The sequence below is a fragment of the Marinobacter sp. M1C genome, from assembly GCF_023314135.1.
In the GTDB taxonomy this organism is placed as follows: domain Bacteria; phylum Pseudomonadota; class Gammaproteobacteria; order Pseudomonadales; family Oleiphilaceae; genus Marinobacter.
Map to the genome: position 1 here is coordinate 3,754,712 of NZ_CP092289.1, position 24,759 is coordinate 3,779,470.

16 protein-coding genes and 3 pseudogenes are annotated in these 24,759 nt (G+C 54.4%); 6 read left to right on the forward strand and 13 right to left on the reverse strand.

Features of this window, described 5'->3' with window-relative positions; translation table 11 throughout:
- The first annotated feature begins 6 nt into the window (after positions 1-6).
- From MIH19_RS17695 to MIH19_RS17705, 3 genes are all read left to right on the forward strand, one after another.
- Positions 7-1,032, forward strand: coding sequence for a tellurite resistance/C4-dicarboxylate transporter family protein (locus MIH19_RS17695; protein ID WP_249006111.1), 1,026 nt, complete (start codon positions 7-9; stop codon positions 1,030-1,032).
- A 192-nt stretch (positions 1,033-1,224) separates the two neighbouring features.
- A complete protein-coding gene (locus MIH19_RS17700; protein WP_249006112.1) occupies positions 1,225-1,752 on the forward strand; it encodes a hypothetical protein in 528 nt (175 codons plus the stop codon).
- 393 nt (positions 1,753-2,145) lie between these two features.
- On the forward strand, positions 2,146-2,859 hold the full coding sequence (locus tag MIH19_RS17705; RefSeq protein ID WP_249006113.1) for a succinate dehydrogenase iron-sulfur subunit: 714 nt from the start codon (positions 2,146-2,148) through the stop codon (positions 2,857-2,859).
- 104 nt (positions 2,860-2,963) lie between these two features.
- On the opposite strand, the gene MIH19_RS17710 is transcribed toward MIH19_RS17705, so the two are convergent.
- The 3 genes from MIH19_RS17710 to MIH19_RS17720 all read right to left on the reverse strand — a co-directional run bounded on the left by MIH19_RS17710 (position 2,964) and on the right by MIH19_RS17720 (position 6,057).
- On the reverse strand, positions 2,964-4,055 hold the full coding sequence (locus MIH19_RS17710; protein ID WP_249006114.1) for a methyl-accepting chemotaxis protein: 1,092 nt from the start codon (positions 4,053-4,055) through the stop codon (positions 2,964-2,966).
- A 93-nt stretch (positions 4,056-4,148) separates the two neighbouring features.
- Positions 4,149-5,048: a U32 family peptidase gene (locus MIH19_RS17715; protein ID WP_249009046.1), complete on the reverse strand. Its 900-nt coding sequence runs from the start codon at positions 5,046-5,048 to the stop codon at positions 4,149-4,151.
- A gap of 13 nt (positions 5,049-5,061) precedes the next feature.
- Positions 5,062-6,057, reverse strand: a complete 996-nt coding sequence (locus MIH19_RS17720; RefSeq protein ID WP_249006115.1) for a peptidase U32 family protein — start codon at positions 6,055-6,057, stop codon at positions 5,062-5,064.
- Positions 6,058-6,344: 287 nt separating this feature from the next.
- Between MIH19_RS17720 and MIH19_RS17725 the strand changes: the two genes are divergently transcribed.
- Positions 6,345-8,369, forward strand: coding sequence for a methyl-accepting chemotaxis protein (locus MIH19_RS17725; RefSeq protein WP_249006116.1), 2,025 nt, complete (start codon positions 6,345-6,347; stop codon positions 8,367-8,369).
- Between the two features lie 19 nt (positions 8,370-8,388).
- Here MIH19_RS17725 and MIH19_RS17730 read toward each other — a convergent pair.
- The 8 genes and pseudogenes from MIH19_RS17730 to hemN form a co-directional block, all read right to left on the reverse strand.
- A pseudogene (locus MIH19_RS17730) lies at positions 8,389-9,341 on the reverse strand (IS1595 family transposase).
- Between the two features lie 200 nt (positions 9,342-9,541).
- Positions 9,542-10,645: a hypothetical protein gene (locus MIH19_RS17735; protein WP_249006117.1), complete on the reverse strand. Its 1,104-nt coding sequence runs from the start codon at positions 10,643-10,645 to the stop codon at positions 9,542-9,544.
- The gene (locus MIH19_RS17740) at positions 10,645-14,157 is read right to left on the reverse strand and encodes a toxin VasX (protein ID WP_249018605.1); all 3,513 of its coding nucleotides are present in this window, start codon (positions 14,155-14,157) and stop codon (positions 10,645-10,647) included. Before MIH19_RS17740 ends, MIH19_RS17735 begins: the two co-directional genes overlap by 1 nt.
- Positions 14,158-14,160: 3 nt before the next feature.
- Entirely contained in the window at positions 14,161-14,985 is an 825-nt protein-coding gene (locus MIH19_RS17745) for a DUF4123 domain-containing protein (protein ID WP_249006119.1), read from the reverse strand.
- The gene (gene tssI / locus MIH19_RS17750; RefSeq protein WP_249018568.1) at positions 14,982-17,054 is read right to left on the reverse strand and encodes a type VI secretion system tip protein TssI/VgrG; all 2,073 of its coding nucleotides are present in this window, start codon (positions 17,052-17,054) and stop codon (positions 14,982-14,984) included. The genes MIH19_RS17745 and tssI overlap by 4 nt, the downstream gene beginning before the upstream one ends.
- A gap of 149 nt (positions 17,055-17,203) precedes the next feature.
- Positions 17,204-18,382 carry a DUF3524 domain-containing protein gene (locus MIH19_RS17755; protein ID WP_249018606.1) on the reverse strand — a complete coding sequence of 393 codons (1,179 nt, stop codon included), beginning with the start codon at positions 18,380-18,382 and terminating at the stop codon, positions 17,204-17,206.
- 145 nt (positions 18,383-18,527) lie between these two features.
- Positions 18,528-19,467 (reverse strand): annotated as a pseudogene (locus MIH19_RS17760) (IS1595 family transposase).
- A gap of 158 nt (positions 19,468-19,625) precedes the next feature.
- Positions 19,626-21,047 (reverse strand): oxygen-independent coproporphyrinogen III oxidase, encoded by a 1,422-nt coding sequence (gene hemN / locus MIH19_RS17765; RefSeq protein ID WP_249006122.1) that lies wholly within the window; start codon positions 21,045-21,047, stop codon positions 19,626-19,628.
- A gap of 196 nt (positions 21,048-21,243) precedes the next feature.
- Here hemN and MIH19_RS17770 point away from each other — a divergent pair, with 196 nt between their 5' ends.
- Entirely contained in the window at positions 21,244-22,776 is a 1,533-nt protein-coding gene (locus MIH19_RS17770) for a cryptochrome/photolyase family protein (RefSeq protein WP_249006123.1), read from the forward strand.
- 39 nt (positions 22,777-22,815) lie between these two features.
- Entirely contained in the window at positions 22,816-23,286 is a 471-nt protein-coding gene (locus tag MIH19_RS17775) for a Cd(II)/Pb(II)-responsive transcriptional regulator (protein ID WP_249009047.1), read from the forward strand.
- Between the two features lie 81 nt (positions 23,287-23,367).
- Here the strand turns inward: MIH19_RS17775 and MIH19_RS17780 are convergent.
- Together MIH19_RS17780 and MIH19_RS17785 are read right to left on the reverse strand one after the other, a co-directional pair.
- A pseudogene (locus tag MIH19_RS17780) lies at positions 23,368-24,199 on the reverse strand (class III extradiol ring-cleavage dioxygenase).
- The gene (locus MIH19_RS17785; protein WP_249006124.1) at positions 24,196-24,738 is read right to left on the reverse strand and encodes an NADPH-dependent FMN reductase; all 543 of its coding nucleotides are present in this window, start codon (positions 24,736-24,738) and stop codon (positions 24,196-24,198) included. Before MIH19_RS17785 ends, MIH19_RS17780 begins: the two are co-directional and overlap by 4 nt.
- Positions 24,739-24,759: the final 21 nt, after the last annotated feature.

Genomic DNA, 24,759 nt, shown 5'->3' on the forward strand with positions numbered 1-24,759 from the left:
CAAGGTATGAAACACGATCTGAAAAGCCTGTCACCGGCCTATTTTGGCATTGTGATGGCAACTGGCATCATATCGCTAACCGCTCACATGCTGGGTTTTGATTTGATAGCCATCAGCCTGTTCACTGTAAACATAGGCTTCTACGGGGCTTTGTGGGCTGCTACATTTGCCAGGTTTCTGAGGTATCGTCGAGAATTCCTGCTCGATGTTATAGACCACCTTCGTGGTCCCGGGTTTTTTACCCTGCCTGCTGGCTCCAGTGTTCTTGGCAGCCAGTTCATTATGTTGACGGATTACACTCTGGCCGGCCGAATTCTCTGGGTGGTTGCCATACTGCTTTGGCTGACGCTGACCTACACCATATTTACCGCGTTCACGGTCAAAGAGGAAAAGCCGTCTCTGGATAAAGGCATTACGGGAGGGTGGCTGCTTGCGGTGGTGGCAACCCAGTCAATTGCGGTACTCAGTGCGTTGATTGCGGTGGATATGCCACAACCTTACAAGCTGGGCATTAACTTTCTGGCGTTATCCATGTGGCTCTGGGGCGGCATGCTGTACATCTGGATGATGTCGTTAATCTTCTATCGCTATACGTTTTTCAAGTTTTCCCCTAGTGACCTTGCGCCTCCGTACTGGATAAACATGGGCGCCATGGCCATTTCCACACTGGCCGGCTCGTTGCTGATCGTGAACGTTAAAGATGCGCCTTTTCTGGATTCACTGCTGCCATTTCTAAAAGGCTTTTCAGTTTTTTATTGGGCGACTGGAACCTGGTGGATACCCATGCTTTTTATTCTAGGTATATGGCGGCACGTTTATAAGCGCTTCCCACTGGAATATGACCCTTTGTATTGGGGTGCGGTGTTCCCTTTGGGTATGTACGCCGCCAGTACCCATGAAATGGCGGCTGCTCTGGGCTTTCACTTTCTTGATTTCATACCCATCAGCTTTTTCTATCTTGCCCTTGCGGCCTGGGCGGTGACCTTTGTTGGACTTGTGCGATCGTTCAAGCCGGCGAAGCTGCACGATTAACGACTGGGAGCGTATTGTTCGGCGTCACCCGAGATCTGTCTGTGCATCCGCAAGCTGTTAAGTAGAACAGGTTCTGGCGCACACGTTTTCGAGCCCGTTGAGTTCTGGAGCATTCAATGAAAATGAGAACAATTCTTGACAACCTGTAACATCTATTATACATATATGTTTAATGGAAAAGGAGAATCAACAATGAACTATCAGGACATTATCGGCTGCTACCATGAAACTACGGTCGCCCAACTCATCGACCAGTGCCCCCAAACCGTTGATATATCAAGCAAGTATGTGCCTGATCTCGGCGCGAATCGTCAGGCAACCGTTGAGGCCGTTGCGACTATTGCCGATATCAATCCGGACCAGTTGTGCCAGGAGTTGTTTGATACGGTGATGGAGCAAACACCGATTGAGGCGTTAGACACAGACGTGCTGCTGGAGCTCATCATACGCGGCTACGATGTCGGTCATGTTGAACAACTGTCGAAACTGCACCGGCTCGCTCGTAAGATCGAGGCTGTCCACAGAACACACCGTGACGTTCCTAAAGGCGTTACGCTGGCCATTAAAAAACTGGAGCGCAGCCTCACCGCCCACCTTGAGCAAGAGAACGCTCACGTTCTGACACGAATGAAACATGAGCAGCCGCGCGATCTGGAAATACCGATCGCCGAGATGAACGAGGAGCATTCGCTCATTAAGCTCGTTTACCGAGCCTCCTAACTTTTTGGCGGAGTTTCTTTTTGTTCAAGATATTGCCGAAACACCCGATTAGAAGCCAAAAGACTGTCCCATTCCAGACATTCGACGGAATCCATGCATTATCCTCAAAGTTAATGTAGCGCCTTATCCAGCATAGCCGGTATGTGCACTGCTACAAATACGCCGGTGCAAACTAGGAAATCGCCGACGTGTTCGCCTGCCTCTTGCTATTTATAAGAACGGAACAGAAGTCCCAGCTTTGCCAGAGTGAATTTACCACCGTTAATTGATGATGCGTGGCATCGAGTTCTTTTTTCGCACATTTCGCTTGTTTGTATGGATCATCTGCTAACCTTCAAACTGAATACTTCTTTTTTTCGAAGGCATCAAGCCGATGCGTGGGAGAACAAAGCCATGAGTGGTTTTATCGTCAGGCTATACCGCTATAACCCCGAGCAGGATGAAATACCGTACAACCAGGATGTTGAGGTGGGCGACGAGTTCCGGAGCCGCATGGTGCTGGATGTACTGGAGCACTTGAAGACCCAGGATACAACACTCACGTTTCGGCGCTCTTGTCGAGAGGGTGTCTGTGGCTCTGACGGGCTCAGCATGAATGGCCGCAATGGCCTGGGTTGCATTACTGCGGTAGCGGACGCCTTGGGTAAGAAGAACGTTCTGAAGATTCGTCCACTACCAGGTATGCCAGTGATCCGCGATTTAGTGGTTGACCAAGCACTGTTCTTCAAGCAGTACGAACGTATTCAACCATGGCTGATCACCGACACACCAAATCCAGCGATCGAAAGACTGCAAAGCCCGGAGGACCGCGCAAAACTTGACGGGTTATATGAATGCATTCTCTGCGCTTGCTGCTCATCTGCCTGTCCGTCTTGGTGGTGGAACCCGGAAAAATACATCGGACCAGCAGGCTTGCTTCAAGCTAACCGATTTTTGGTGGACTCACGGGACACGGCCACCCGCGAGCGTTTGGCAAAACTGGGCGATCCGTTCAGTGTATTTCGCTGCCGTGGGATAGGTAACTGTATGGCGTACTGTCCGAAGGGGCTCAACCCCATGAAGGCCATTGGTCACATCAAAACGATGCTGCTGCGGGAACAAGTGTAATCAGCCATGACCCTTTGTTAGTTCAGATCATTTGACCCAATATCCGCCAATTGCTTCCGATGCATGTCTGGGCCTTCTCGTCCCAAAGTATCGTTTTCAGCTGTCTAACCTCTCGCAACCAAGCGGCGCAAGCGCGCCATCACGTTCAGATTGTTGCTTTCCATAGCTTCCAGGGCCTTCAAAGCATCTTCTGCACGGCCGTCATGATGAGCTTGCACAGCCTCTTTGGCATAAATATGCACCAACCGGTGGGGCTCTTCAATGGCTCTAAAATCCACTTGGCCCGCGTACTGTTTATGGCCTCCCCCTTGGTAATACCATTGCCCCAATGCGCACTCCGTGGCGTCAGGCAAGCTGTCGGCTGCCTTGTCAGAAAGGCCTGCCAGAATCTGGTACACGGTCAGCTTAATGTCGAGCTCTTCAAGATTAGCTAACTCAATTTCAGACAATACAGCGGCGTGCCCTAATGCATCCGAAGACGTACCGGCCATATCAATCAACATCAGCAACCGTTCGCGTGCGCCATCAGCCTCTGCGGCAAGTTTTTCCATTTCTTCGCTATTAGAACGGCTGGCCCCGGCTGCAATTTTTGTCTGCGCTCGGATACGCTCTATGGCTGACTCAATTTCTTGGGTAGCCTCGCCTGCACGAAGGGCAAGATTTCTGACCTCTATTGCCACCACACTGAACCCGCGCCCGTGTTCGCCAGCGCGGGCAGCCTCAATGCTCGCATTCAATGCCAACAACGACGTTTGGTCAGAAACACCGTCAATCACATCCACCAGCGATGTAATGCTGCCAGTTTCGGATTCTAAAGAGTCCATATCCCGTGCCGAACTGGCGGCACTATTGCGAGCATCTCCGAGTCTTTGCACCAGCGATACCATTCGGTCTCTTACTTGTCCGGATTCATCTCGTGTTTTCAGCGCCTCACTGCGGCGCGACCCCAGAAGCTGCGACAATTCACTGAAAGAACCTTTCAGCTCTTTCAGTGAATTGCCAAACTGGCCTAGCCCTGCCATCAAACGTCGGCTCAACGCCTGCTGCACTTTTGCCTCTTCTAGTGCTTTGGTTTCGGCTTCGAACCGGGATTCAAGAAGACGTTTTTCTTCGTTAAGCTGCGCCACGCTGTTCTGTACCGCAGACAACTCCAGCTCAAGAACTTTAGCTCGGTGCTTATACTGCCAAAAAAACATGTTACGGCTCCGACGACGAAATAGAGTTATATTGTATACATGTTTCGGCAGCGCAGCGTAAAGCAATGTAATGACGTTTTATACTATCGGTGCTCAAAGCCGCTCCGTCACCAGATCCATCCCCGGTTTGCCGTACCAGTAGCCGTTACAGGGCGGCGCTTCCACCAGCTGCAGTGGGTCAACATCTGGTTTTTCACCTCGGCGAACCTGGTCAAAGCGCTGCACCACCTCGGCCATACCTTCGTGTTCCGGGCTTAGACGAACGGTACTTACTCCCATGGCAACCATGTCTGGCAGTTCTCGCAGCAAGTCGTAACGGGCACCGGACAAAGTCGATGTACCATTCAGTCTGAACAGCTCGCGAGATTCCCGCGAACGCAGTTCCAGGCCATCTGGATGCTGTAAGCAGCGAAATTCACAGTTGTCTTTTGGCAGGTTGTAATGGCGTGCGGTAAAGCAGCGCGACGACCAGGCCAAGGGTAAAAAACCCCAGGAAAACACTTCCACTGGCAAATCCAGGCCTTCGGCTTTTAACTCTGCAATCAGCTCGACCAGAGTTTCACGGCCCAACTCCACGGGCAGGTTCCACCCCTTCAAACCACGCTTTGCCAGCACCTTCAACGTCGCAACGTTGTAAATGTTCAGGCCCGGCCCCGTTACAAAGGGCAAATTATTGCTACTGGCCAGCTGTAGCGCGCTTTGGTCATTGGCTTCAATCAGGTAATCCTGTTGACTGCAAATGCGGCGAAGCAGGCGCAGATCAGCTTCGGATTCAATCAGAGTTTGAGTAGAGAGCACCACCTGTTTGCCAGCATCTTTCAGTACGCTCGCAATTTCTAGCCAGTCGACGAGTTTCAGTTCGCGGCGGCGGGCACATACGGTTTCACCCAGGTACACCGTATCTACCGGCCATTCCGCAGCGTTGGCGTAGAAATCAAACACGGTTTGCCGTGACCAAAACCAAAGTACAGGGCCTAATGAGAGTTTGAGCATAGGATCTTTCATCTTATTTCCATTTGCGGTGATAGGCGCCGATGGTGGTTAGGCCGCCTTCTGACAAACCTGCCAGGGTGGCATTCCAGGCCGGGTCTACCACAAATTCAGCGGCGCTATTTTCAAGCCGGTCCAGAGCCTGGCGCCAGGTGCTGGCCACGTCGGCGATATAAGCAGGACTGCGCTGGCGGCCTTCAATTTTCACCGCGCTGATGCCCAGCTCCTGCAACTGCGGAAGCAGGTCTATGGTGTTCAGGCTGACCGGTTCTTCAATGGCATGGTAAACGCTGCCTTCTACTTCAAAGCGACCTTTGCACAGGGTTGGGTAACCGGCGGATTCGCCCTTGCCGTAGCGGTCAATCAAAATGCCATTAAGCCGCGATTCCAATCCCTGGGGAGTTTCCTGCCAGCGCACGGCTTTGGCCGGCGAGCAGGCACCGCGGGTATTAGGCGATTCATCGGTGATATAAGAAGATAAGTAACAGCGGCCTTCGGCCATGATGCACAGGCTGCCAAAGGCGAATACTTCAAGCTCTACCGGGCTGTGCTTCGCCAGACCGCGAATCTGGTCCAGCGATAGCACCCGCGGCAACACCGCACGGCGGATGCCGAAATTATCTTTATAAAAGCGTAACGCTTCGTAGCTGGTGGCTGACCCCTGTACCGACAAATGCCTGTCTATTTGGGGGTAGCGACTGGCGGCATAATCCAGTAACCCCATGTCTGCCAGTATCATCGCATCTATGCCCAGCGTTGCGGCCCGGTCTACCGCGGCGGTCCAGGTTTTCCAGCCTTGAGGCTGAGGAAAGGTGTTAATTGCGCAGAACACCCGCGCGCCTTTTTTGTGGGCGTACTCAATGCCTTCTGAGGCGCGCTTGTCATTAAAATTCAAACCTTTAAACTGGCGCGCATTGGTGCTGTCTTTAAAGCCAAGGTAAACTGCGTTGGCGCCGTTATCCACAGCTGCTTTCAGCGCCGGCAAGCTGCCGGCCGGACATACTAGTTCCATAACCGTCTTCCATACATAGAGTTACGAAACCATACGCCGTGCAATCTGCAGTGCATTGACCTTCGTCAGGTGCTTAGCTGATACCCCTAAATAGGTATTCTGCGTCGTATTGCTAAACTAGACATTACTTTGCTTCTTTCTTAGGCTCCTCCTAACGTCCACATTTTAAGTAGTCAGATTCCCATGAACACATTTCCCCCGACTGGTCTTCGTCTTATCCGGTACACCGAAAAGACAGACACATCTGACTCACCATCAAAAGCCGTCGCTTTTCGCAGGATACTATTATGAACTGGCTTAGATCGTTATCCATGCGTAGCAAACTGATTGTTCTTGTTTTACCGGTGCTTCTGGCCATGCTGCTGTTCGTCAGCCAAAGTGTCATCAGCGACTACAGTGATCTGAAAGAGATGGGTGAACTGCAGGGCATGACTAACCTCGTGGCCCTTGCCGACCCAGTAATAGACGCTCTTCAGGTTGAACGTGGCCGCTCTGCTATTGTGCTGACCAACAACGCCGACACCGATCAGAGAGAAGTCGCATTACAGGCACTGCAAGCCAAGAAACATATTACAGATCAGCAGCTTGCGCAATACCGTCGCCAGCTTCCTGATATAATGCAGGCCCAAAAATTTGATTCTGGTGTTCTGTCCAGTATCGAAGAGTCCCAAAACAGCCTGCTTGGTCTCACCGCTCTGCGTCAGTCCATTCTGGATGGTAAAATAAAGCCAGCAGAATCAGCGGCGCGCTATACGGTAATGGTCCGCCAGCTGATTGACCGCATTCCATTGATTATCCGCCGCACCGACAATGCCGAGCTTACCCGCCAGGTAAACGCTTACCTGAATATGGCAGAGGCCGCCGAGAATGCCGGAACAGAAAGAGCTCAGGGCGCCGTTTTGATCAGCACCAGCGAGTTCAGCCTGAGCCGCCTGAATCAACTGGCGGAACTGGCGGGTGCTCAAGACGGACATATGAGCGCAGCCGCTGCCATGCTGCCAACCGATTCACCCCGGCGCCAACGCCTGATAGATTTTGAAGCATCGAGCCAAAGCCTTGCCATGACTGACATGCGTAACACCCTGTTCAGTTCGACCGCCGGCATGCTCGACCTTATTTCCACTGAGTGGTTCGACACAACCACCCGCCGTATTCAGGCCATGAATCAGGTTCGCACCCTGATACTGGATGAAGCCCACAACATAGCCCAGCGCCACCTTGACAGCGCCCGCTCAGAACTTATTACTGCCGTCGTGCTGGCGGGTTTGGCAACGCTGATTGCTTTGGTGCTGATGGTGCTGATTATCAAGGCGATTAACCGGCAAATAACCAATTTACTCGACGGCATCCGTTTTGCCATGAACAACAAAGATCTGCGCCAGCCCATTGTGATTACCAGCAGCGATGAACTTGGCGCCTTTGGCAAAGCCACAAACGAGTTATTCAGTGTGTTCGGGCGAGCACTGAAACTGATCGACCAGTCCAGCATACAGCTGGCCACGGCGACCGAAGAAACCAGCTCCACCGCGAGCCAGAATGCGAAGCAAATCCGCAGCCAGCAGCAACAGATCGAGCAGGTTGCGGCGGCAACCGAAGAAATGACTGCCACGTCAGAAGAAATTTCACGCAACGTGCAACAGGTGGCAGATGCGGCGAACAGCGCAATGGCGAAAAGCAAAACCGGCGAGCAAGTGCTGCACGGCAGTGTTAGCCGTATCCGCTCGCTGGCAGATTCGGTGCAGCAGGTTAATAAGGTGATTGAAGAGCTCGAAGAACGAAGCAGCCATATCAGTGATGTAGTCGACGTGATCCGCAAGGTTGCAGAGCAGACCAACCTGCTGGCCCTGAACGCGGCTATTGAAGCCGCCCGCGCCGGTGAACACGGCCGCGGCTTTGCGGTGGTCGCTGACGAAGTGCGCACTCTGGCACGCCAGACCCATGAATCGACCATCCGCATTGAAGATATCATCAAGGGCGTGACGGATATGACCGCAAGCGCCAGCCGATCCATCACAAGTAGCCACAAGTTGGCGACGGAAACCAGCCTCCAAGCCGAAGAATTGGAACAGACCTTTGCCGATATTTTGGCGGACGTTAACAACATTTCCGACATGGCGACGCAGATTGCCGCCTCGTCGGAGGAGCAGGTGTCGGTCACCCGGGAGGTCGCCGGCAATATGGAATCGGTTAGCGAATCAGCACTGCTGACCCTGACCGGCTCCCAGGAAATCACCCAAGTGACTGAAGAGCAGGCTCGCCTGGCGCGCCAATTGCAAGACCTGGCTAACGAGTTCAAGGTTGCCACGGTTTAGATTTAACGGTAAAAAAAGGCTATGTCCCAATTAGTTGTTGCGATACTCGACCGGTTGCTTCCAGCAAACAGCATTCGGGAGTTAGCTCAGGGTATCGCTCCAGCAACCGTCGCCAACCCAAGTAGTTCTTCAGGTATTTGGTCGCCACACCGTGGAACCGAATCATCCAGTTTTTCAATCGACTGTCGTACGCATTGACGTTCTGGATATGAAAAGCACCGCGGACACGGGGCCGGCGAGCAGATACAGCCTGGTGCTCGATTCCCGCTTTTGTCGCAAAAGCCCGATAAACCGAGGCCCCGTCAGTACAGAGACAGACATCCGCTGCGACCAACGGCTTGAGTGCGCGGCTGACTTCGATGGCATTGAGCTTTGGCAAGATAAAATCTGCGGTTTCCCCGGTCCGATCACGCACCACCAGCACTGGAATTTGGTCGGGCCCCGTTCCGCGAGTTAGGCTGACTCCGCCCCGCTGACGGGCCTTGCGAGAGATTTTTCGCTGGCCTTTGAAGGACTCCAGAAAGAAGGTCTCATCCGCTTCCACGATGCCGGACTCGCGTTGAGCCTGATGCCCCGCAACCAGAGCCAAGAAGCGGTGGCGCCACAAGAAGGCCGTGTTCTTTTGATGTGACACTCAGTAGCAGCCTGGTGCACGGTTTTGCCGTCGATTAGCGCCTGAGCGTAGCAGAACCATTGCTCACGTTTACGCAGGCGGGCCAGCGGTGTTCCGGTCAACGGATTGCAAGTACGTCTGCATTGGGCGCAACGGTAACGCGGCAGATTGTGGCTTGAGCCCCACGGCCTGAGCCGCGATGCCTGGCAATGCGGACAGCAGGTGGGAGAGTGCTCGACGAGCAGCGTGTCCGCCGCGCCCGTATCGACCTGTTGGAAATAGCTGTGTAGTTGATGCCGCTGGCTGGGTGTCAGTTGTCCCAGTTGCAAAATGAGGAAGTGAAAGGCTTTGTCGTTCATGGCATAACCTCCGATGAGGAGATATCTGCTCTAAGCTGCTCAACAACTAACTCAGACATAGCCATCAAGTAGGCATCGATGTTGAATATCGCCCAAGCTAAGGAAGCCAGCGCAACAATGAGGTTAATGCAGGGCAGGAAAAGCAGAAAAGGCAAATCGCGTCCGTTGCTTTGGTCCTCATGCTCTCCCTGAACATTGGTTTAAATTTCTTCGCTCATTTGAGCAAAGATTTTGATAATAGGTCTTTGAGGGTTGGCAAGTTGCAGTTCCAACACCCGCTTGCTCTGGCGCTTCAGCTCGTCACTGGGCTTTGCCCACTGCTCTTCCGGCAGTGGTTCCGACCACTCCGACATTGCTTTGGGCAGCGTCTTTTGGCTCATGCGCTTGATCTTTTTGACCTCCCACTCCACCAGTCGGTTCGGAATCGTCCAGAAGGTCATGAGGTGGTACAGGTACCAGCCAATCAGGTAGAACACTCCGCGCTTGCCTTCCCGATACTCATCATGCAGACGCTTTCGGGCATTGCGGAAGACGTGAACGCCTTCCCAAGGCGGGTCGTCCGGGCCCTGAAGATCTAACGGATCCTGAATCTCTTTCAGGGTGTGAACTTCGTATTCCATGTAGGCGCGGATTGCTTCCCAGTTGCTGATAGCCTGGAACTGGCCGTAAGTCTGAAACTCCAGAGTGTATTTCTCGTTTGTGGCCGGATGATAGAAACCGATGCCAAAGCCATACTGGCGCTGTACGCCGTATTCGGTAACGCCTTGGGCTTCAGTGACCCAGGCCACCAGCTCTTCCCAAGGGACGAAAATCGGTTCTTTTTGGCCCTCTGGGACGAAACACACTTCGCGGCGTTGGCGGTTGAAGCGGGTGGGGATCACGTTTTTTAATCTGCCATAGGCCAGCCAGCGGGGCAGAGATAGCATGAAGAATCCAAAGAGAGCTCCCCAAACAGCGATCCAGAAGCCGTAATCAAAGGTTACACGAAACCCCCACTGAGCATCTTCCCAGCCATCACCAAAAGCAAACCCCCCAAGAAAAACAACAAAGGGGAAAAAGAAAGCACCAAGTAAAAACAAACCAAAAGGTCCGCCCAGCGTCATCTGCCAGCCAAACACCGAAGTCACCCCGGTCCCAAAATCCAGGTAGCCATCATTGACTTCTCCCACAGCATGGCCGTGATCCACCGGTGGCAAGCCGGTTGGCAGAGGCCTGGGCGATAAAAAGGTCAGCCGGCCGCTCGGGAAAGGTTCAGAACGCCCCGCACGGGGCGGCTGTTCTGGCTGGGTACTTTTGGGGTTCATCAAATACCTTCTGTCACTATTAGTGGCTGGCGGAGCTGCCACCAGGAAATCTCGGCTTTTGGTGCTTCCTGCACGGGTGTCAGGGGGTATTGGCTGTCTGGAGTCGCCTTCAGCATATAAACAGCACCGGTGTAGCGCCCATCTGCTTGCAGTGTTTGCACGCTCACCATCAGGCTAAAGTGCTGGGTGCGGATGCCATGCCGGGTTTTTTCATGGGCTGGAGGCCTGAAGACCAGTTGCAGGTGATTGGTGTCGGCCGACGGCTCCAGGCTGCCGAGAATTGCACCGGTACAGGGTACCCAAGTTTCGGGACTAAGAGAGAACATTCCTCTCTGCCCTGGCTGAATTCGCCAGGCCGCTATCGATACCCGGTGCCGCGCTCTGCCTTGCAGAGGCTCCACCAGGCTGTCTGCCGGCAAACCGTGGCAGTTTAATCGCAACTTGGAACGTTCTTCATCCTTCCCCGGCACTTCGTCAAGGGTGACACTGGCGCCAATCCCGGCAAAGGCCTTTGTGTAATCGTCAAGCGAGCCATTGTGGATCTGCTCAGACTCCCGAGACCAAGGCGTAGTTTGCAGCCATCTATCCCGCTCGCTAAGGTTGTAACGGTTGTACAGCCAGGTACCGCCCAATTCGAAAACCGTAAATACCAGCCCCGCCACGTTCAGGCGGGCAAAGAGACCGGACAAAGTCCGGCCTGCGGTGGCCCAAGCCACGGCCTTGCTTTCCATCCCCCGTGCAGCAAGAACCTGAAAAAACGACTGACCAGTTCGAGATAGCCCATAAGCATTTGTAGCAGCCAGCCCCCCACTACCAATCATTCCCATCACTGCGCCAGCCTGGGCTTCGGAATTGCCGGTCTGGACGGCCCTCAACCAGTTTTCCCGATGTTTGCCCGCACTAAGGACTGCACTGACAGCCCCCGCACCATAGGCAAAAATGCCCAGTGCAACATGCAACTTACCCATTTGGATATGCACACTAGTCACCGCACTACGCTGCCAAGCACTGGCCAAGGCTTGAGCCCTGGCGCCATAGGCGGTATCCATGACTCCCTGAGCAGCCAAAAAACCTGCCGCTGAGGTGGCCCAAAAACTCTCACCCAAGCGCGTCAGGTTATCTTGCCAAAATTTCTGCTTGTTTTCAGATGAAACAAGCTCAACCAATGCAGTTCCAAAATTTACCAATTGCGCTACGAACACCATTGCCCCAAGCCCATCCCCCATCAGGTTCACTCGATGAGCCGAGGCCAAACCCTGCCGGAAATGCCCCACCAATCTCCCCAATTCCTGCTGATCCAATGCCGGCAGAACCAACGTCAGGCCGGCACGACCGGTAACGGCTGTTTCCAGTTTCAGGCCGGTGTCGATTTCCTCAACCGGGCTAAGGGCCGCCGCTACCTGTTTACCGACTTTACGGTGCTTTTCACGGGTCGCCTTAAATTCAGCCACCAGCCCCTGGGCTTTTTCGGAGCGATGGCCATGGGTTGATTTGGCAACGTCATGGTCGTTCTGAAGCTGTTTCATCTGTTGATCAAGCTGCAGCATCTTTGTGAGATTGTTCCGGAACGTCGCCAACTCGCCTTGCGACGCAACGCGAAATTCCGCCTTGCCCTGGTCTATAGCGTCCAGCATGCTGCGCTTGAAAAAATACGGAAGATCTCGGAAAAGATCATCCAGCTCTGGCAAGGTCTGGCTTCCAATCGCCTGGTACAACTTCTCGATAGCACGCCCCTTGGCAAGGGCAATCGCTGGAGCCACGGTGTCTCCCACTGCACCTGCTTTTTGTTGGATCAGCTTTGAGTAGCCGATGAAGTCCGGCAGTTTGCCATTTTCTGCGGCTTTTATTTTTTGCACCCAATTCGCCGCCCGGGTCACCACGGCGTAGCCAGCGTTGCCGACAATGGCGTAGGTTTTCGCCAGCTCACCGTCTGCCGACCGGTCGTTCTTTGGCAGCGTATGGAACAGTGGGCGACTGTATTGAGGGTGCGTGTTCAACCACTCCAACACGCCCTCGCTCGCCTCATCGGAACGGCAGATGTCTTTAAGGCAAGCGTACTCAAGATCCAGTGCTGCCTCGAGCTGCGTCTTATCTTTCGGGTCAAAATACCAGGCTGCATGATGGTAGCGATTGTCTGTCAGCAGTTGTACACGGTCATTGGTTATAGCCGTCAACAACGACTGCCACCGAGCAAGTTTCGCTCGCTGGCCTGTCATGAACTGATCCATGGCCTCGCGGTCAATCAGGTCGTTGATTCCACGATTGCCAAAACCCTGTCCTTCAAGAATCGACTCCAGATGCTCGCGGTGACTTTTCTTCAAAGCGGCAATACCTTCAATGTGGGCATCCACAAAATCCGGCTGCGCCCCTTTCATCGCCTGTCGCAAATACCACTCATCCACCGCTCTCTGCATTTTGGGCACGATGCTGTAAGCGTTAGTGCGGTTGGCTGTAGCCCGAATTTCTTCAACTTTCGCTTTAACTTCAGCAGGAAGAGATGCGTCGTTGGGGCCAGGTCGGCGCTCGTCTCCTTGTCTTTTTAAGGCTGCCAGTAGCGCCGACTGAGTATCCGAGCGATCGCTTTCGGACATAGCTTTCAGATCCTGCCGCATGGAGGCGATAGCAGGGTGATCTGAATTGGACATCATGGAGCCCAAGCCCTGTTCGTCCAGCAGGGTCATTGACTCAATCAACGTGCCAAGAAAATAGTCTCGCTCGTTGCTTCCCTCTTCTGCCCAGTTCTCAATCCATCCCACCACGTCGTCCTGATGCTGTGCCAGATCCAGCATAACGCCCACGTCGTCTCGCAGAACCAGACAGAGGCAATTAGAGGTGTCGTCTATCTTCTGCTGTTTTATCAGTTTGCCAAACCGGCTTCTGTGGTAATAGGGCTGATTTTCCCAGTGGTAGAGTTCGCTTTCTTGTGGATGGGCACCTTCGGTTGGCTCCGGAACATTGTCTTCGGCAAATTCGGCAATCCGTGCCTTCGCCTGATCCGGGGTAAGAAGGAACTCGCCGCCACTCAGCGCTGAGGCACTGGCAAGATCGATTTTTTGTAAAAGCTCATCACGCTCTTCGGAATCATCCAGTACTTGTGATTTTTTCCGCGCTGTCCATTCCATCTCAGAAAAAGCGACGTACAGCGTGTGAGAAGTCGGGTATTCCAGCTTGCCGCCGTTATATCCGGTCAGTTCACCATCCTTGTGCAGATACTCATGGAGCTTCTCTCTATTTGTATCTCCACCGGAGTCTCCACCCGCATCAGCATCCAGTACATAAATATAGCCATTTCTCAGAAGGCGATAACCCACCGGGCGGGAGCTCAGCGAGTAAGGGTAGCCTGGGTCGGTATCGACAGGTGCGACTTCCACTCTGCCGTAGCGAACAGGCAGCAAGTGAACGGACTTTAGTAATGGGCAGGAAGCAGGCTCATCGATGGGCGTGCCCGGTTGCTCCCAGCACAGCAGATCGCTGCTTTCGCGGTCATTAGTGGGGCGTTGTATCCTTGCCATGGTTCATCCTTGATCCATCGGGACTGCGGGTTCAGTGGCGGCATTGCCGCCGGCCAGATTGGGCAACGCTGCAAACAGAAACTGCATCGCGTTTCGTAAGCTGCCGCACTCATTGACGAGTGCCTCATCCAGTATTTTACGAAGCGCCGGGTAGGCATCACACAATTGGGGGCCACCCAATTGCTTACGCACGGGCTCCCCGAGGCTATTCCATATCTGCAGTGCCTCTTTGCGTCGATTGAAAGCCCTGAAGGCCTTCTTCAATTCCGGTAACGTATTTTGTTTCTCGGTTTGACCGGCTTTCTTGGACGGTCGAACGGCCGGCGGCTCAACCAAATACCATTGTTCGCTGATACAGTCCGGGACAATCAGCTTGTCTACGATCCCAATGTCAGAGCCGGTCAGATTGTTCCCGATAACGGACCGAGCCAGCGCCGGGTGAGCAATGCGCATCAACTCGTCGCAACCTTGTGCCGTTTCAACACTCAGGAGCGACCGCAGCCAACGGGAAACGGTAGCGCGGTCTTGGGCAGAAACCAATAAATAGCCGTTCTCTTGCATAGGCCCTTGTTTGAGAAACCCCTGCAGCACCGGATCTTCCGGCCCGCTTAACCACACAAGCCAGGGAGACAAGTCTGACATTACCTCCCAGCGAGTTGCGGCGTACAAGCATTCGGCATTGACCGGCTGGTCGCCGGCCCATTGGTAAATGTGTTTGCCAAGCGGCGAAATAGCGACTCCATCCAGAATAAGTGCGACAACGGAATGGTCAGGCCAGGGTAAGTGGTCAAAAGGAGATTGAGAAATTGGACAGCAACCCTCGTTCATGAACCCTGCTCCTCACACAGAGGGCATGTTGCGTTGCCCTTTCTGAGCGCAGCCGCCTGAGATTCAACATTGATCGCCCGGGCGTTTTCCCGCTGCCCCACCTCTTCCAAAGCCACTTGCGCAGATGCACTGGGTTGATCGCCCTCAATCATCTCCGGCAGTCCCGGCATCAAAACACCCTGCCCGGAACCACTTCCAGGGCTCCCCCCAGAGTTAATCATGATTCCCGGCCCGCTCAACGTAACGCCGCTGGGGTCAAGTTTCAGGAAGCTGCCGCCGGCGGCCAGTGTGATTTCGACACCTGCGTCAATAACGACTTTAGAGCCGGCCTTGTGGTGAACTTCAGTACCGGCTTCGCTGAACGTGGCGCTTCCGGATTGCTGGTGAAACGTTCCACCAATTTTCTTACTGCTGTCGCCGCCAACGGACTGGCGCTTTTCGCCGCCAACGGTGATGTGGTCGTTGTTTTTTACGTGGCTGAACCGGTCATTCTCAACGGTCAGGTGGCTGTTGTTATTGATCACTTCGGTGCGGTTGTTTTCCGTCAGTAGATTCAGGTCTTTTTGGGCATGAACATAAACCTGCTCCTTTTCTGCTTCATCTTCAAAGCGCAGTTCGTTGCTGCCTTCGCCCTTGTGGGTGCGAGTTTTCAGAGTGGTGCGGGTTTTGTGTTCTGGCAGCGCGTAAGGCGGCGTGTTGGTGGCGTGGTAAGTCCGCCCGGTGATGATGGGCTGATCCGGGTCGCCGTCCAGAAAGGAAACAATAACTTCGTTTCCGATTCTCGGTATCGCCATAAAACCGTACTGACCACCTGCCCAGCCCTGGCTGACTCGAAGCCAGGCGCTGCTGTGTTCATTATTTTCTGAATAACGATCCCACGGGAAGCGCACCTTTACCCGGCCAAATTCATCACAGTGAATTTCCTCACCTTCCGGGCCGGTGACGATAGCAATCTGTGGGCCGTCCATACGCAGGCGATGTGCGGGTAAAGGCCGCCAGGTTTTGTCAGCAGGAACAGCGCTGAATGCATTGTGGTAGGTGGTCGGTTCAGAACCGGCTTCTTCTTGCAGCGCCTGGGGCTGTTTGCCGGTGTGAGTGACGGCGATGAGCAACCAGTCCCGGTTTAAGTCAGGGCTGTTATGCTCGGTTAACGCTACTTTGGCGCCGCAAGTAAAGTCTGCGCGGTTACTCTCGCCGTTGGCGGTGCTGGCGTCGTTTCTGAGGGCATCCAGTCGCGCTTCGGTAAACGGCTGGCCGCTGGCGTCGGCTTTGAATCGGCCCGGGTAGTCGAAGTGTTGATAGTCTTGGCGCTGGTTGGGACTGGCCGCGCTGTGCTCGTGCATTTGCGCGTAGGCAGGGTTCTTGAAGGTGTAATCTTTCATGGCCACGGAGGCGACGCGAACGCGCTCCTCAAAGCGGAAGCGGAACACGGCAGGCTGCTTGGTGCTTCCCCCCGCTTTGCCGTTATATTCGGCGGCTTCCAGCCGGGGCGCGTCGCCGTGATGATCGGCAATGATCAGGCCGGGCTGTTCGTTTCCGTCTACGCTGCCGTGCTGGTGGCGGTAATGCCAACCTTCCTCTGCACCCATTCGCTCAATAAATGCCAGATCGCTTTCCCGATGCTGTACGCAGTATTCCCGTTTCTGTGGGGTGCGTTTAAGATCAAACATAGTGTTTACAACGCCCCGCTCTTTGAGCAGCGTGCGCACGATCGTATCTGTGGTCTGAGTCTGGAATATGCGACTATTGTGCATCAGCCCTAAGCGCCACAAAGGCGGCTGAATGATCAATTCGTAGCGGGTACGGCGGTGGCCGCTGCCTCCCCGGGCAAACTCGTTGACCACACCTGTGATACGGCGAAGGGGCGCACCGTCTTGCCAGACCACCAAAACGACCGATTGCTCCAAAACACTGAAGGCATCAACGTCTGCGTTGGTACTGGCCAGCTCAAGGCGGCCGTAAAAAAGCTCACTAAGCCGCTCTGTCAGCGTGAAGCCGACAACGGAAAATAAATCAGAGGGAAGTTCGCCAACATGGGCGGTAAACTGCAGTCCGTTTGCCTGGGGCATATCTTCGATCCCTGAAGATTTGTGTTTTTTCGAGCTCATCCTGAGCCGCCGCCCGATTATAACCTTCAGGTTCGGGAATGTAACCCTGCGGCCCAGAGCCGGGTAAAACATGAGACGTTGGACACAATACCGTTACGAATAGCCGTGCTTCACGCGTTCTCTGCGATAGCGCCCGACAGTAATGCTTTGTAGGCCGGCTTCAATGCGCCGAGGCTGAAACGCTGTACATCCGGCACTGTTAATCGGTCACCATGGCTATCCACAGCCTGCTTTTCAATCAACGCCGCTGCATGAGCCGCCTCGGCCGGAATGTCGTCGCCACAGTCCGGATACAAGTATTCCGGTGCAAACAACTCCGGGTAGGCTTCCCTTGCCGGCACAATGGGCACACAGCCAGCGGCCACAGCCTCAAGCACCGCCAGCCCCTGAAACTCATGTAACGCGGTTGAAAGAATCACGTCCGCGCTCCCCAGCCACTCGTAATACTCGCTGCGGCTCGATGCGTATCCAAACTGCACGAGCCGATGGGCAAACTGCTGTTGAATAGTCGTCATGGCTTCGGGGACTTTGCGGAAACTTTCACCAAGGACACACACCTGAAAACTCACCGCTCTGCGCTCAAGTTCCTGCAGAATCGCAAGCAGCCGGTCAGGACCCTTGTCGTATTCCCAGCGCGCCGCCCACACAATTCTCAGGGGTAATGCACCAGGCCCGGGTTCAAGGCCATTGCGCCATAAACGCTCGCCCGCCTCAAGGCTCTGGCGTTCCGCTTCACTGAGGAACACAGGGTCATCGATGGGGACCGGCAGAACCCGGGATTTCGCGGAAATGAGTTCGAGAGTTCCCTCCGGGATACCATCGGGCAATCGCCGGAAGAGTTGCTCAACACCCTCAAGAAAGCTGCGCCGGTTCCAGTCGCTGTTGAACAGCACGGTATCGGCAGCAATAGCGCTGTATAAGTTCACCATTTGAGGATCAATGCTATTGTGCTGGCCATCGGATGCCGGATAGGCAAACTGGTTTTCATGCATATAGAGCAACGCCGGCGTACGAGCCAGGTTCGGATGAAAACCTCGGACTGACGCCAGGTCGACCATGGACGTCACTAACAGTAGGTCCCAACGCTCCTTCAACAGCGGCTCGCTCAGCCAGGTCAGCGCGTTACCTCGAATCCGCCAGCGGAAAAATCTCGGCGACAGGGCAAGCACATGCCATTCAAATTCCGGCTGGCTGAGCACCAACTGCTCTCGCCAGCGACGATGGCTGCCTGCGTCATAGGCCGAAAGCAGGAGTATTCTGGGTTGTCGAAGGGCAAGCGTTTTGGGCATGAAGGCATTCTGCCCTACTCGCGATTAGACAACCAGACACTCTGATACGGCTTCAGTGTGATACTGCCCGACAGGTTTTATATGGCCATACCCGAGTTCAAGTCAAACCAATGATCCGTGCCACACGGAGTGTGTATCAAGTAGGCTATGTCCCAATTAGTTGTTGCGATACTCGACCGGTTGCTTCCAGCAAACAGCATTCGGGAGTTAGCTCAGGGTATCGCTCCAGCAACCGTCGCCAACCCAAGTAGTTCTTCAGGTATTTGGTCGCCACACCGTGGAACCGAATCATCCAGTTTTTCAATCGACTGTCGTACGCATTGACGTTCTGGATATGAAAAGCACCGCGGACACGGGGCCGGCGAGCAGATACAGCCTGGTGCTCGATTCCCGCTTTTGTCGCAAAAGCCCGATAAACCGAGGCCCCGTCAGTACAGAGACAGACATCCGCTGCGACCAACGGCTTGAGTGCGCGGCTGACTTCGATGGCATTGAGCTTTGGCAAGATAAAATCTGCGGTTTCCCCGGTCCGATCACGCACCACCAGCACTGGAATTTGGTCGGGCCCCGTTCCGCGAGTTAGGCTGACTCCGCCCCGCTGACGGGCCTTGCGAGAGATTTTTCGCTGGCCTTTGAAGGACTCCAGAAAGAAGGTCTCATCCGCTTCCACGATGCCGGACTCGCGTAGAGCCTGATGCCCCGCAACCAGAGCCAAGAAGCGGTGGCGCCACAAGAAGGCCGTGTTCTTGTTGATGTGACACTCAGTCGCAGCCTGGCGCACGGTTTTGCCGTCGATTAGCGCCTGAGCGTAGCAGAACCATTGCTCACGTTTACGCAGGCGTGCCAACGGAGTTCCGGTCAACGGATTGCAAGTACGCCTGCATTGGGCGCAACGGTAACGCGGCAGATTGTGGCCTGAGCCGCGATGCCTGGCAATGCGGACAGCAGGTGGGAGAGTGCTCGACGAGCAGCGTGTCCGCCGCGCCCGTATCTGCCTGTTGGAAATAGCTGTGTAGTTGATGCCGCTGGCTGGGTGTCAGCTGGCCTAGTTGCAACATGAGGAAGTGAAAGGCTTTGTCGTTCATGGCATAACCTCCGATGAGGAGATATCTGCTCTAAGTATAGCTGCGCAACAACCAATCTGGAACATAAAAAGGGTGCCATGAAGGCACCCTTTTTATGTTCCAGATTGCTTTAACAGACGTCAGGGCGGGCCTACCAGAGTAGAATTACCTAATAAACATCAGATAATTCGCGAAAACCGCTGAGTGGCCCCTTCTTTGCGATAGGCATCAAAAATCTGACAAATGGCACGAATAAGCAGCCGTCCAGCGGGCTGCACCTGCAGTACGCAGCCGTTATCCGCAATCAGCTCGTCGGCCATCATCGGCTTTAGACGTAACAGTTCATCGGCAAAATATCGGTCAAAATCTTCGTTCCATTCGGCAGCAAATTGCTGACGATCCAGACGGAACTGACAGATCAGCTGGCCAATAACCCAGCGCCGCAGGCGGTCGTCGCGGGTCAGGTTCACACCTTTGGTGATCGCCAGCTGACCTGAATCTATCGCGGCCTCCCAGGATGGCAGATCGTGGTTGTTCTGGAAGTACGCATCGTCGGTCTGGCCGATGGCCGACACACCCAGCGACACCAGATCGCAATCGGAGTGGGTGGTGTAACCCTGAAAATTACGATGCAGGCGACCGGCGCGCTGGGCTAGCGCCAGGCTGTCATCCGGCTTGGCAAAGTGGTCCATGCCAATGTATTCGTAGCCAGCATCCAGCAGTCGATTAATGGTGTTGTGCAAAATGCTCAGCTTTTGCTGCGCCGTGGGCATGGTGTCGCCCTTGAGCCGTGTTTGCGGGTAGAACCGCTCTGGCAAATGGGCGTAACTGAACACCGACAGCCGGTCTGGCGACATGTCGATCACTTCTTCTAGTGTTTCCGCAAAGCTGTCCGGGGTCTGATACGGCAGACCGTAAATCAGGTCCAGGTTAATGGAACCAAAGCCCAGGCGGCGCGCTTCATCCAACACCCCGCGGGTCATTTCCTTAGGCTGTATCCGGTTGACCGCTTTTTGCACCTGGGAATTTACATCCTGCACGCCCAGGCTGATGCGGTTAAAGCCCAACTCCCACAGTGTGGAAAGGGTGTCGTCATCCACTTCACGGGGATCGATTTCAATACTGTAGTCGTGACTGCCATCGGTTTGCAGATTGAACAGTTCGCCGTAGCCGTGCATCAGTTCGCGCATTACATCGCGGGGCAGGAACGTTGGCGTGCCGCCGCCCAAGTGCAACTGTTTCACCGGCCGGTCAGCACCGAATAATTTGGCTTGCATGGCCGCTTCTTTCAGCAGGCGCTGCACATAAGGCTGGGCATTATTACGCTTCTTGGTGATGACCTTATTGCACGCGCAGTAGTAGCACAGGTGCGCGCAAAACGGGATGTGGGTGTACAACGACAGCGGTCGGCCGGTGGCCTTGCTGCGTGCGGCCGCCTGCACCATATCGTTAATCGGATACGTCTGATTGAATTCCACCGCCGTAGGGTAAGAGGTATAGCGCGGGCCGCTCAGATCGTAGCGGCGAATGAGCGCGTCGTCCCAGGTAAATTCGGGCAGAATAATGGTGTCAGAAGACGGAACTGCGGTTGTGGAAGCCATAAATAAAGACTCTGGGCGCCTTGAGTTTGAAGCAGACTGTAAACCGGCATCGTAACCGTGTTTTAGCGCCGCCATGTTGATTCGTATCATCTGTGAACATGACAACAGTGTATCAAGCCTGAAATGACGCGACTGTTGCGCTTATTGAGTATGTTGGCTACCCCTTTTGGAACACACACTGTCTGGACAAAGCACTATGGCTAACCTGATTTTGATTCTCGCAGACCAGCTAACGCCAGGCCTGAGCGCTCTGGAAGGCGCCGATCGCGATACCGACCGCATCGTTATGGCGGAAGTTCACAGCGAAGCCAGCTACACCAACCACCACAAGAAAAAACTGATACTGCTGTTCAGTGCCATGCGCCATTTTGCCGGCCAGTTGGAAGCCGACGGCTACAGCGTGCATTACCAGCGCTATCACCCCGATAACACGGCGCAAAGCCTGGAACAGGTGATGGCCGAGCAAATAAAGGCCCACCAACCCGAGCGCATTATTACCACCGAGTGCGGCGAATGGCGGCTGCACGACATTATCAGCCAGTGGCATGAAACCCTGGGCGTAACGACAGAAATTCGCCCGGACACCCGTTTTATTGCGACTACACAAGAATTTGCCGATTGGGCCGAAGGCCGCAAACAGCTGCGCATGGAATATTTCTACCGGGAAATGCGGCGCAAAACCGGGCTACTGATGACCCCGGAGCAAAAGCCTGAAGGCGGCGAATGGAACTACGACGCCGAAAACCGCCAAAAATGGACGGGCAAACCACCTGCTCCAGCGCCGTTCCGGATCGAACCGGATGCCGTCACCCAAGAAGTCATCGACATGGTAGAAAAACACTTCGGCGACCATTTTGGCAGCAGCGACGACTTTCATTTTGCAGTGACCGCCGCCGACGCCGAGAAAGCCCTGGAACACTTCATTGACTACGCCCTGCCCTGCTTTGGCGACTACCAAGACGCGATATCCGACCACGAAGACTGGTTGTTCCATTCCATATTGTCGCCCTACATAAACTGCGGCTTGCTAGACCCGCTTGCCGTATGCAAGCAGGCGGCCCAAGCCTGGTACGCTGGGCGTGCGCCCATCAACGCGGTGGAAGGATTTATTCGTCAAATTGTCGGCTGGCGTGAGTTTGTACGCGGCATTTACTGGCTGCACATGCCCGAGTACGCCCGCAATAACCAGTTGGGCAATGACCGCGCCCTACCCGGGTTCTACTGGACCGGCGACACCCGCATGCGCTGTATGCACAAAGCCATTGATGCCACCCGCCGCAATGGCTATGCCCACCACATTCAACGCTTGATGGTGACCGGCAACTTCGCCCTGCTGGCCGGCATTACACCCGATGAAATTTGTGACTGGTATCTGGCGGTCTATGTGGATGCCTACGACTGGGTGGAACTTCCCAACGTGCTGGGCATGGTGATGCACGCCGACGGTGGCTATTTAGGCTCAAAACCTTACGCCGCCAGCGGTAAGTACATCCAGCGCCAATCAGACCACTGTAAAAACTGCCATTACAAAGTGGCGAAAGCCACCGAAGACGACGCTTGCCCGTTCAACTCGCTGTATTGGCACTTTATTGACCGCCACCGTGATCAGTTCGCTAAAAATCCGCGCATGACTATGATGTATCGCAATTGGGAAAAACAAAAACCGGAGCGCCGCGACGCTTTGCTGAAACGCGCCAACTATTTGCTGGACAACCTGGACAGCCTGTAAAACTCCCGGGCAAAATCAACCATCAGGAAACCCGATGTGATGAAAATTGGTGAGGTATCCGGGCACGCATCCGTTCCCGTGGAAACGATTCGCTACTATGAAAAAATCGGTTTGCTGCTAAAGCCGGATCGAGACGCCAGCGGCTACCGTGTTTATCGTAACGCACACTTGAACCGTCTTTTGTTCATCAAGCGTTGTCGTAACCTTGATATGACTCAGGACGAAATCCGCGAGTTGATTCGGCTGTCCGAAAACCCCGAAGCAGACTGCCATGAAGTTGACGCCCTTCTGGCCCGACATTTGAGCCACGTGCGCGACCGGTTGAAGGAGCTCGCAAACCTCGAACAAACCCTGGAGCAACTGCAAAAAGCCTGCTCGAATGCTGGTGGCACCACGGTTCAGGAGTGCGGCATTCTGGGAGGGCTCAGCTCAGAACTGGAAAATTTGCACAAAAAGCACAGCGACCACGAGAATCACGTGCCAGGCACCCACAGGCCTGGTAAAAATTAAGATTCTGCCAAAACGGCTGTGAGATCGAAATCTCCTGCTGTGCTTTCTCAGATATAGGCAATGTTCTGTCGAGCAGATGTATTAGCCAAAACGATAGGCTGAAAGCTGTGTTTTTAAAACTTTTTCTGAGTAGATCTTGCGGCCAATTTCTTGACCAGCAGCACCGGCGGCCACCATCAGTGGTATCAGGTGTTCCTCCCCCCCAGGTGGATGGCATTGGCGGGCATGTGGTGCGCTGATCCAGTCGTGAAGTGCTGCCTTACGCTGCTTGGGATCGGCCGCAACCGCCTGGCTGAGCCAGTCATCGAAAGCCTCCGAGAGCGGTGTAAAATTTGCGTCTCCATAACCACGCATATTGTGGAAACTCATGCCGCTACCGATGATCAGTACGCCGTCTTCACGCAGCGGCTGCAGGGCCTCTCCGGCGGCCAGGTGCGCCGCTGGGGCTAGGCCATCTTGCAGAGACAATTGCACCACGGGAATATCGGCATCGGGGAACATCAGCTTCAGCGGTATAAACATTCCGTGATCGAATCCACGCTGACTATCTTGATGGCTGGTCAGTCCCGCCTCCGACAACAGGCTCGAAACTCGCTCAGCCAGTGCCGGCGCTCCGGGCGCCGGATACGTGAGTTCGTAGGTATGCCTGGGGAACCCGTAGTAGTCAAAAATCAACTCAGGTTTTGCGCCCCCTGTTACGCTGAATCCCGGCGTCAGCCAGTGCGCAGAGATCAGCAAGATCGCACGAGGGCGAGACGGCAACGACGCCGCTATTCCCCCCCAAAAAGGCAGCCATACCGTCCCAGGCATCGGCCGGAGTCCAGTCCATAAAAAAACAGGGACCCGCTCCGTGGGGAATGAATAAGACCGGCTGAGCAATGTGCTCGTTGAGCGTTGCGGTGGAGTGCGTCATTGGCTGGCCAGCCAATGGGTATAGCCCGTCATGTACTTCTGCAGAAAATCTCGGGTAGACTCATCAACCAGACGGCCTTCCTCATTAAAAGCGGTATGCGCGGAAGCCAGGGCGAAATCCGGAGCCAGATACACTGGCGTCAGGGTCGCCGCAAGAATGTCACGCAGATGAACCTGAGCTCGGGCCCCGCCAAGAGTGCTCATCGAACTGCTCATTACGCCGGTGGGCTTGCCGCGCATCACTGAGTTAAATGCCGGTCGCGAGGCCCAGTCAATGGCATTTTTAAGGACACCAGGGACGCTGTAATTGTATTCCGGGGTGGCGATCAGCATGCCGTCGGCATCGGCGATGGCATCCAACCAAGCCTGCACCGGTGCCGGCTTGCTGTCACCATCCAGATCGCCGTTGTAGAGGGGTATATCGGCAAGATCAAACACTTCGATCGATGTGCCTCGATCGACAAACTCTGCAACCGTTTTCAGTAGTTGGGTATTGAAGGAACCCTTACGCAAACTGCCGCTAATGGCCAATATCTTCATTGTCTTTTCTCCTTAAGATCA

Excerpts from the sequence above, each read along its gene's own strand:
- MIH19_RS17695 (WP_249006111.1), top strand. The coding sequence starts at position 7 with ATGAAACACGATCTGAAAAGCCTGTCACCGGCCTATTTTGGCATTGTG.
- MIH19_RS17700 (WP_249006112.1), top strand. The coding sequence starts at position 1,225 with ATGAACTATCAGGACATTATCGGCTGCTACCATGAAACTACGGTCGCC.
- MIH19_RS17705 (WP_249006113.1), top strand. The coding sequence starts at position 2,146 with ATGAGTGGTTTTATCGTCAGGCTATACCGCTATAACCCCGAGCAGGAT.
- MIH19_RS17710 (WP_249006114.1), bottom strand. The coding sequence starts at position 4,055 with ATGTTTTTTTGGCAGTATAAGCACCGAGCTAAAGTTCTTGAGCTGGAG.
- MIH19_RS17715 (WP_249009046.1), bottom strand. The coding sequence starts at position 5,048 with ATGCTCAAACTCTCATTAGGCCCTGTACTTTGGTTTTGGTCACGGCAA.
- MIH19_RS17720 (WP_249006115.1), bottom strand. The coding sequence starts at position 6,057 with ATGGAACTAGTATGTCCGGCCGGCAGCTTGCCGGCGCTGAAAGCAGCT.
- MIH19_RS17725 (WP_249006116.1), top strand. The coding sequence starts at position 6,345 with ATGAACTGGCTTAGATCGTTATCCATGCGTAGCAAACTGATTGTTCTT.
- MIH19_RS17735 (WP_249006117.1), bottom strand. The coding sequence starts at position 10,645 with ATGAACCCCAAAAGTACCCAGCCAGAACAGCCGCCCCGTGCGGGGCGT.
- MIH19_RS17740 (WP_249018605.1), bottom strand. The coding sequence starts at position 14,157 with ATGGCAAGGATACAACGCCCCACTAATGACCGCGAAAGCAGCGATCTG.
- MIH19_RS17745 (WP_249006119.1), bottom strand. The coding sequence starts at position 14,985 with ATGAACGAGGGTTGCTGTCCAATTTCTCAATCTCCTTTTGACCACTTA.
- tssI (WP_249018568.1), bottom strand. The coding sequence starts at position 17,054 with ATGCCCCAGGCAAACGGACTGCAGTTTACCGCCCATGTTGGCGAACTT.
- MIH19_RS17755 (WP_249018606.1), bottom strand. The coding sequence starts at position 18,382 with ATGCCCAAAACGCTTGCCCTTCGACAACCCAGAATACTCCTGCTTTCG.
- hemN (WP_249006122.1), bottom strand. The coding sequence starts at position 21,047 with ATGGCTTCCACAACCGCAGTTCCGTCTTCTGACACCATTATTCTGCCC.
- MIH19_RS17770 (WP_249006123.1), top strand. The coding sequence starts at position 21,244 with ATGGCTAACCTGATTTTGATTCTCGCAGACCAGCTAACGCCAGGCCTG.
- MIH19_RS17775 (WP_249009047.1), top strand. The coding sequence starts at position 22,816 with ATGAAAATTGGTGAGGTATCCGGGCACGCATCCGTTCCCGTGGAAACG.
- MIH19_RS17785 (WP_249006124.1), bottom strand. The coding sequence starts at position 24,738 with ATGAAGATATTGGCCATTAGCGGCAGTTTGCGTAAGGGTTCCTTCAAT.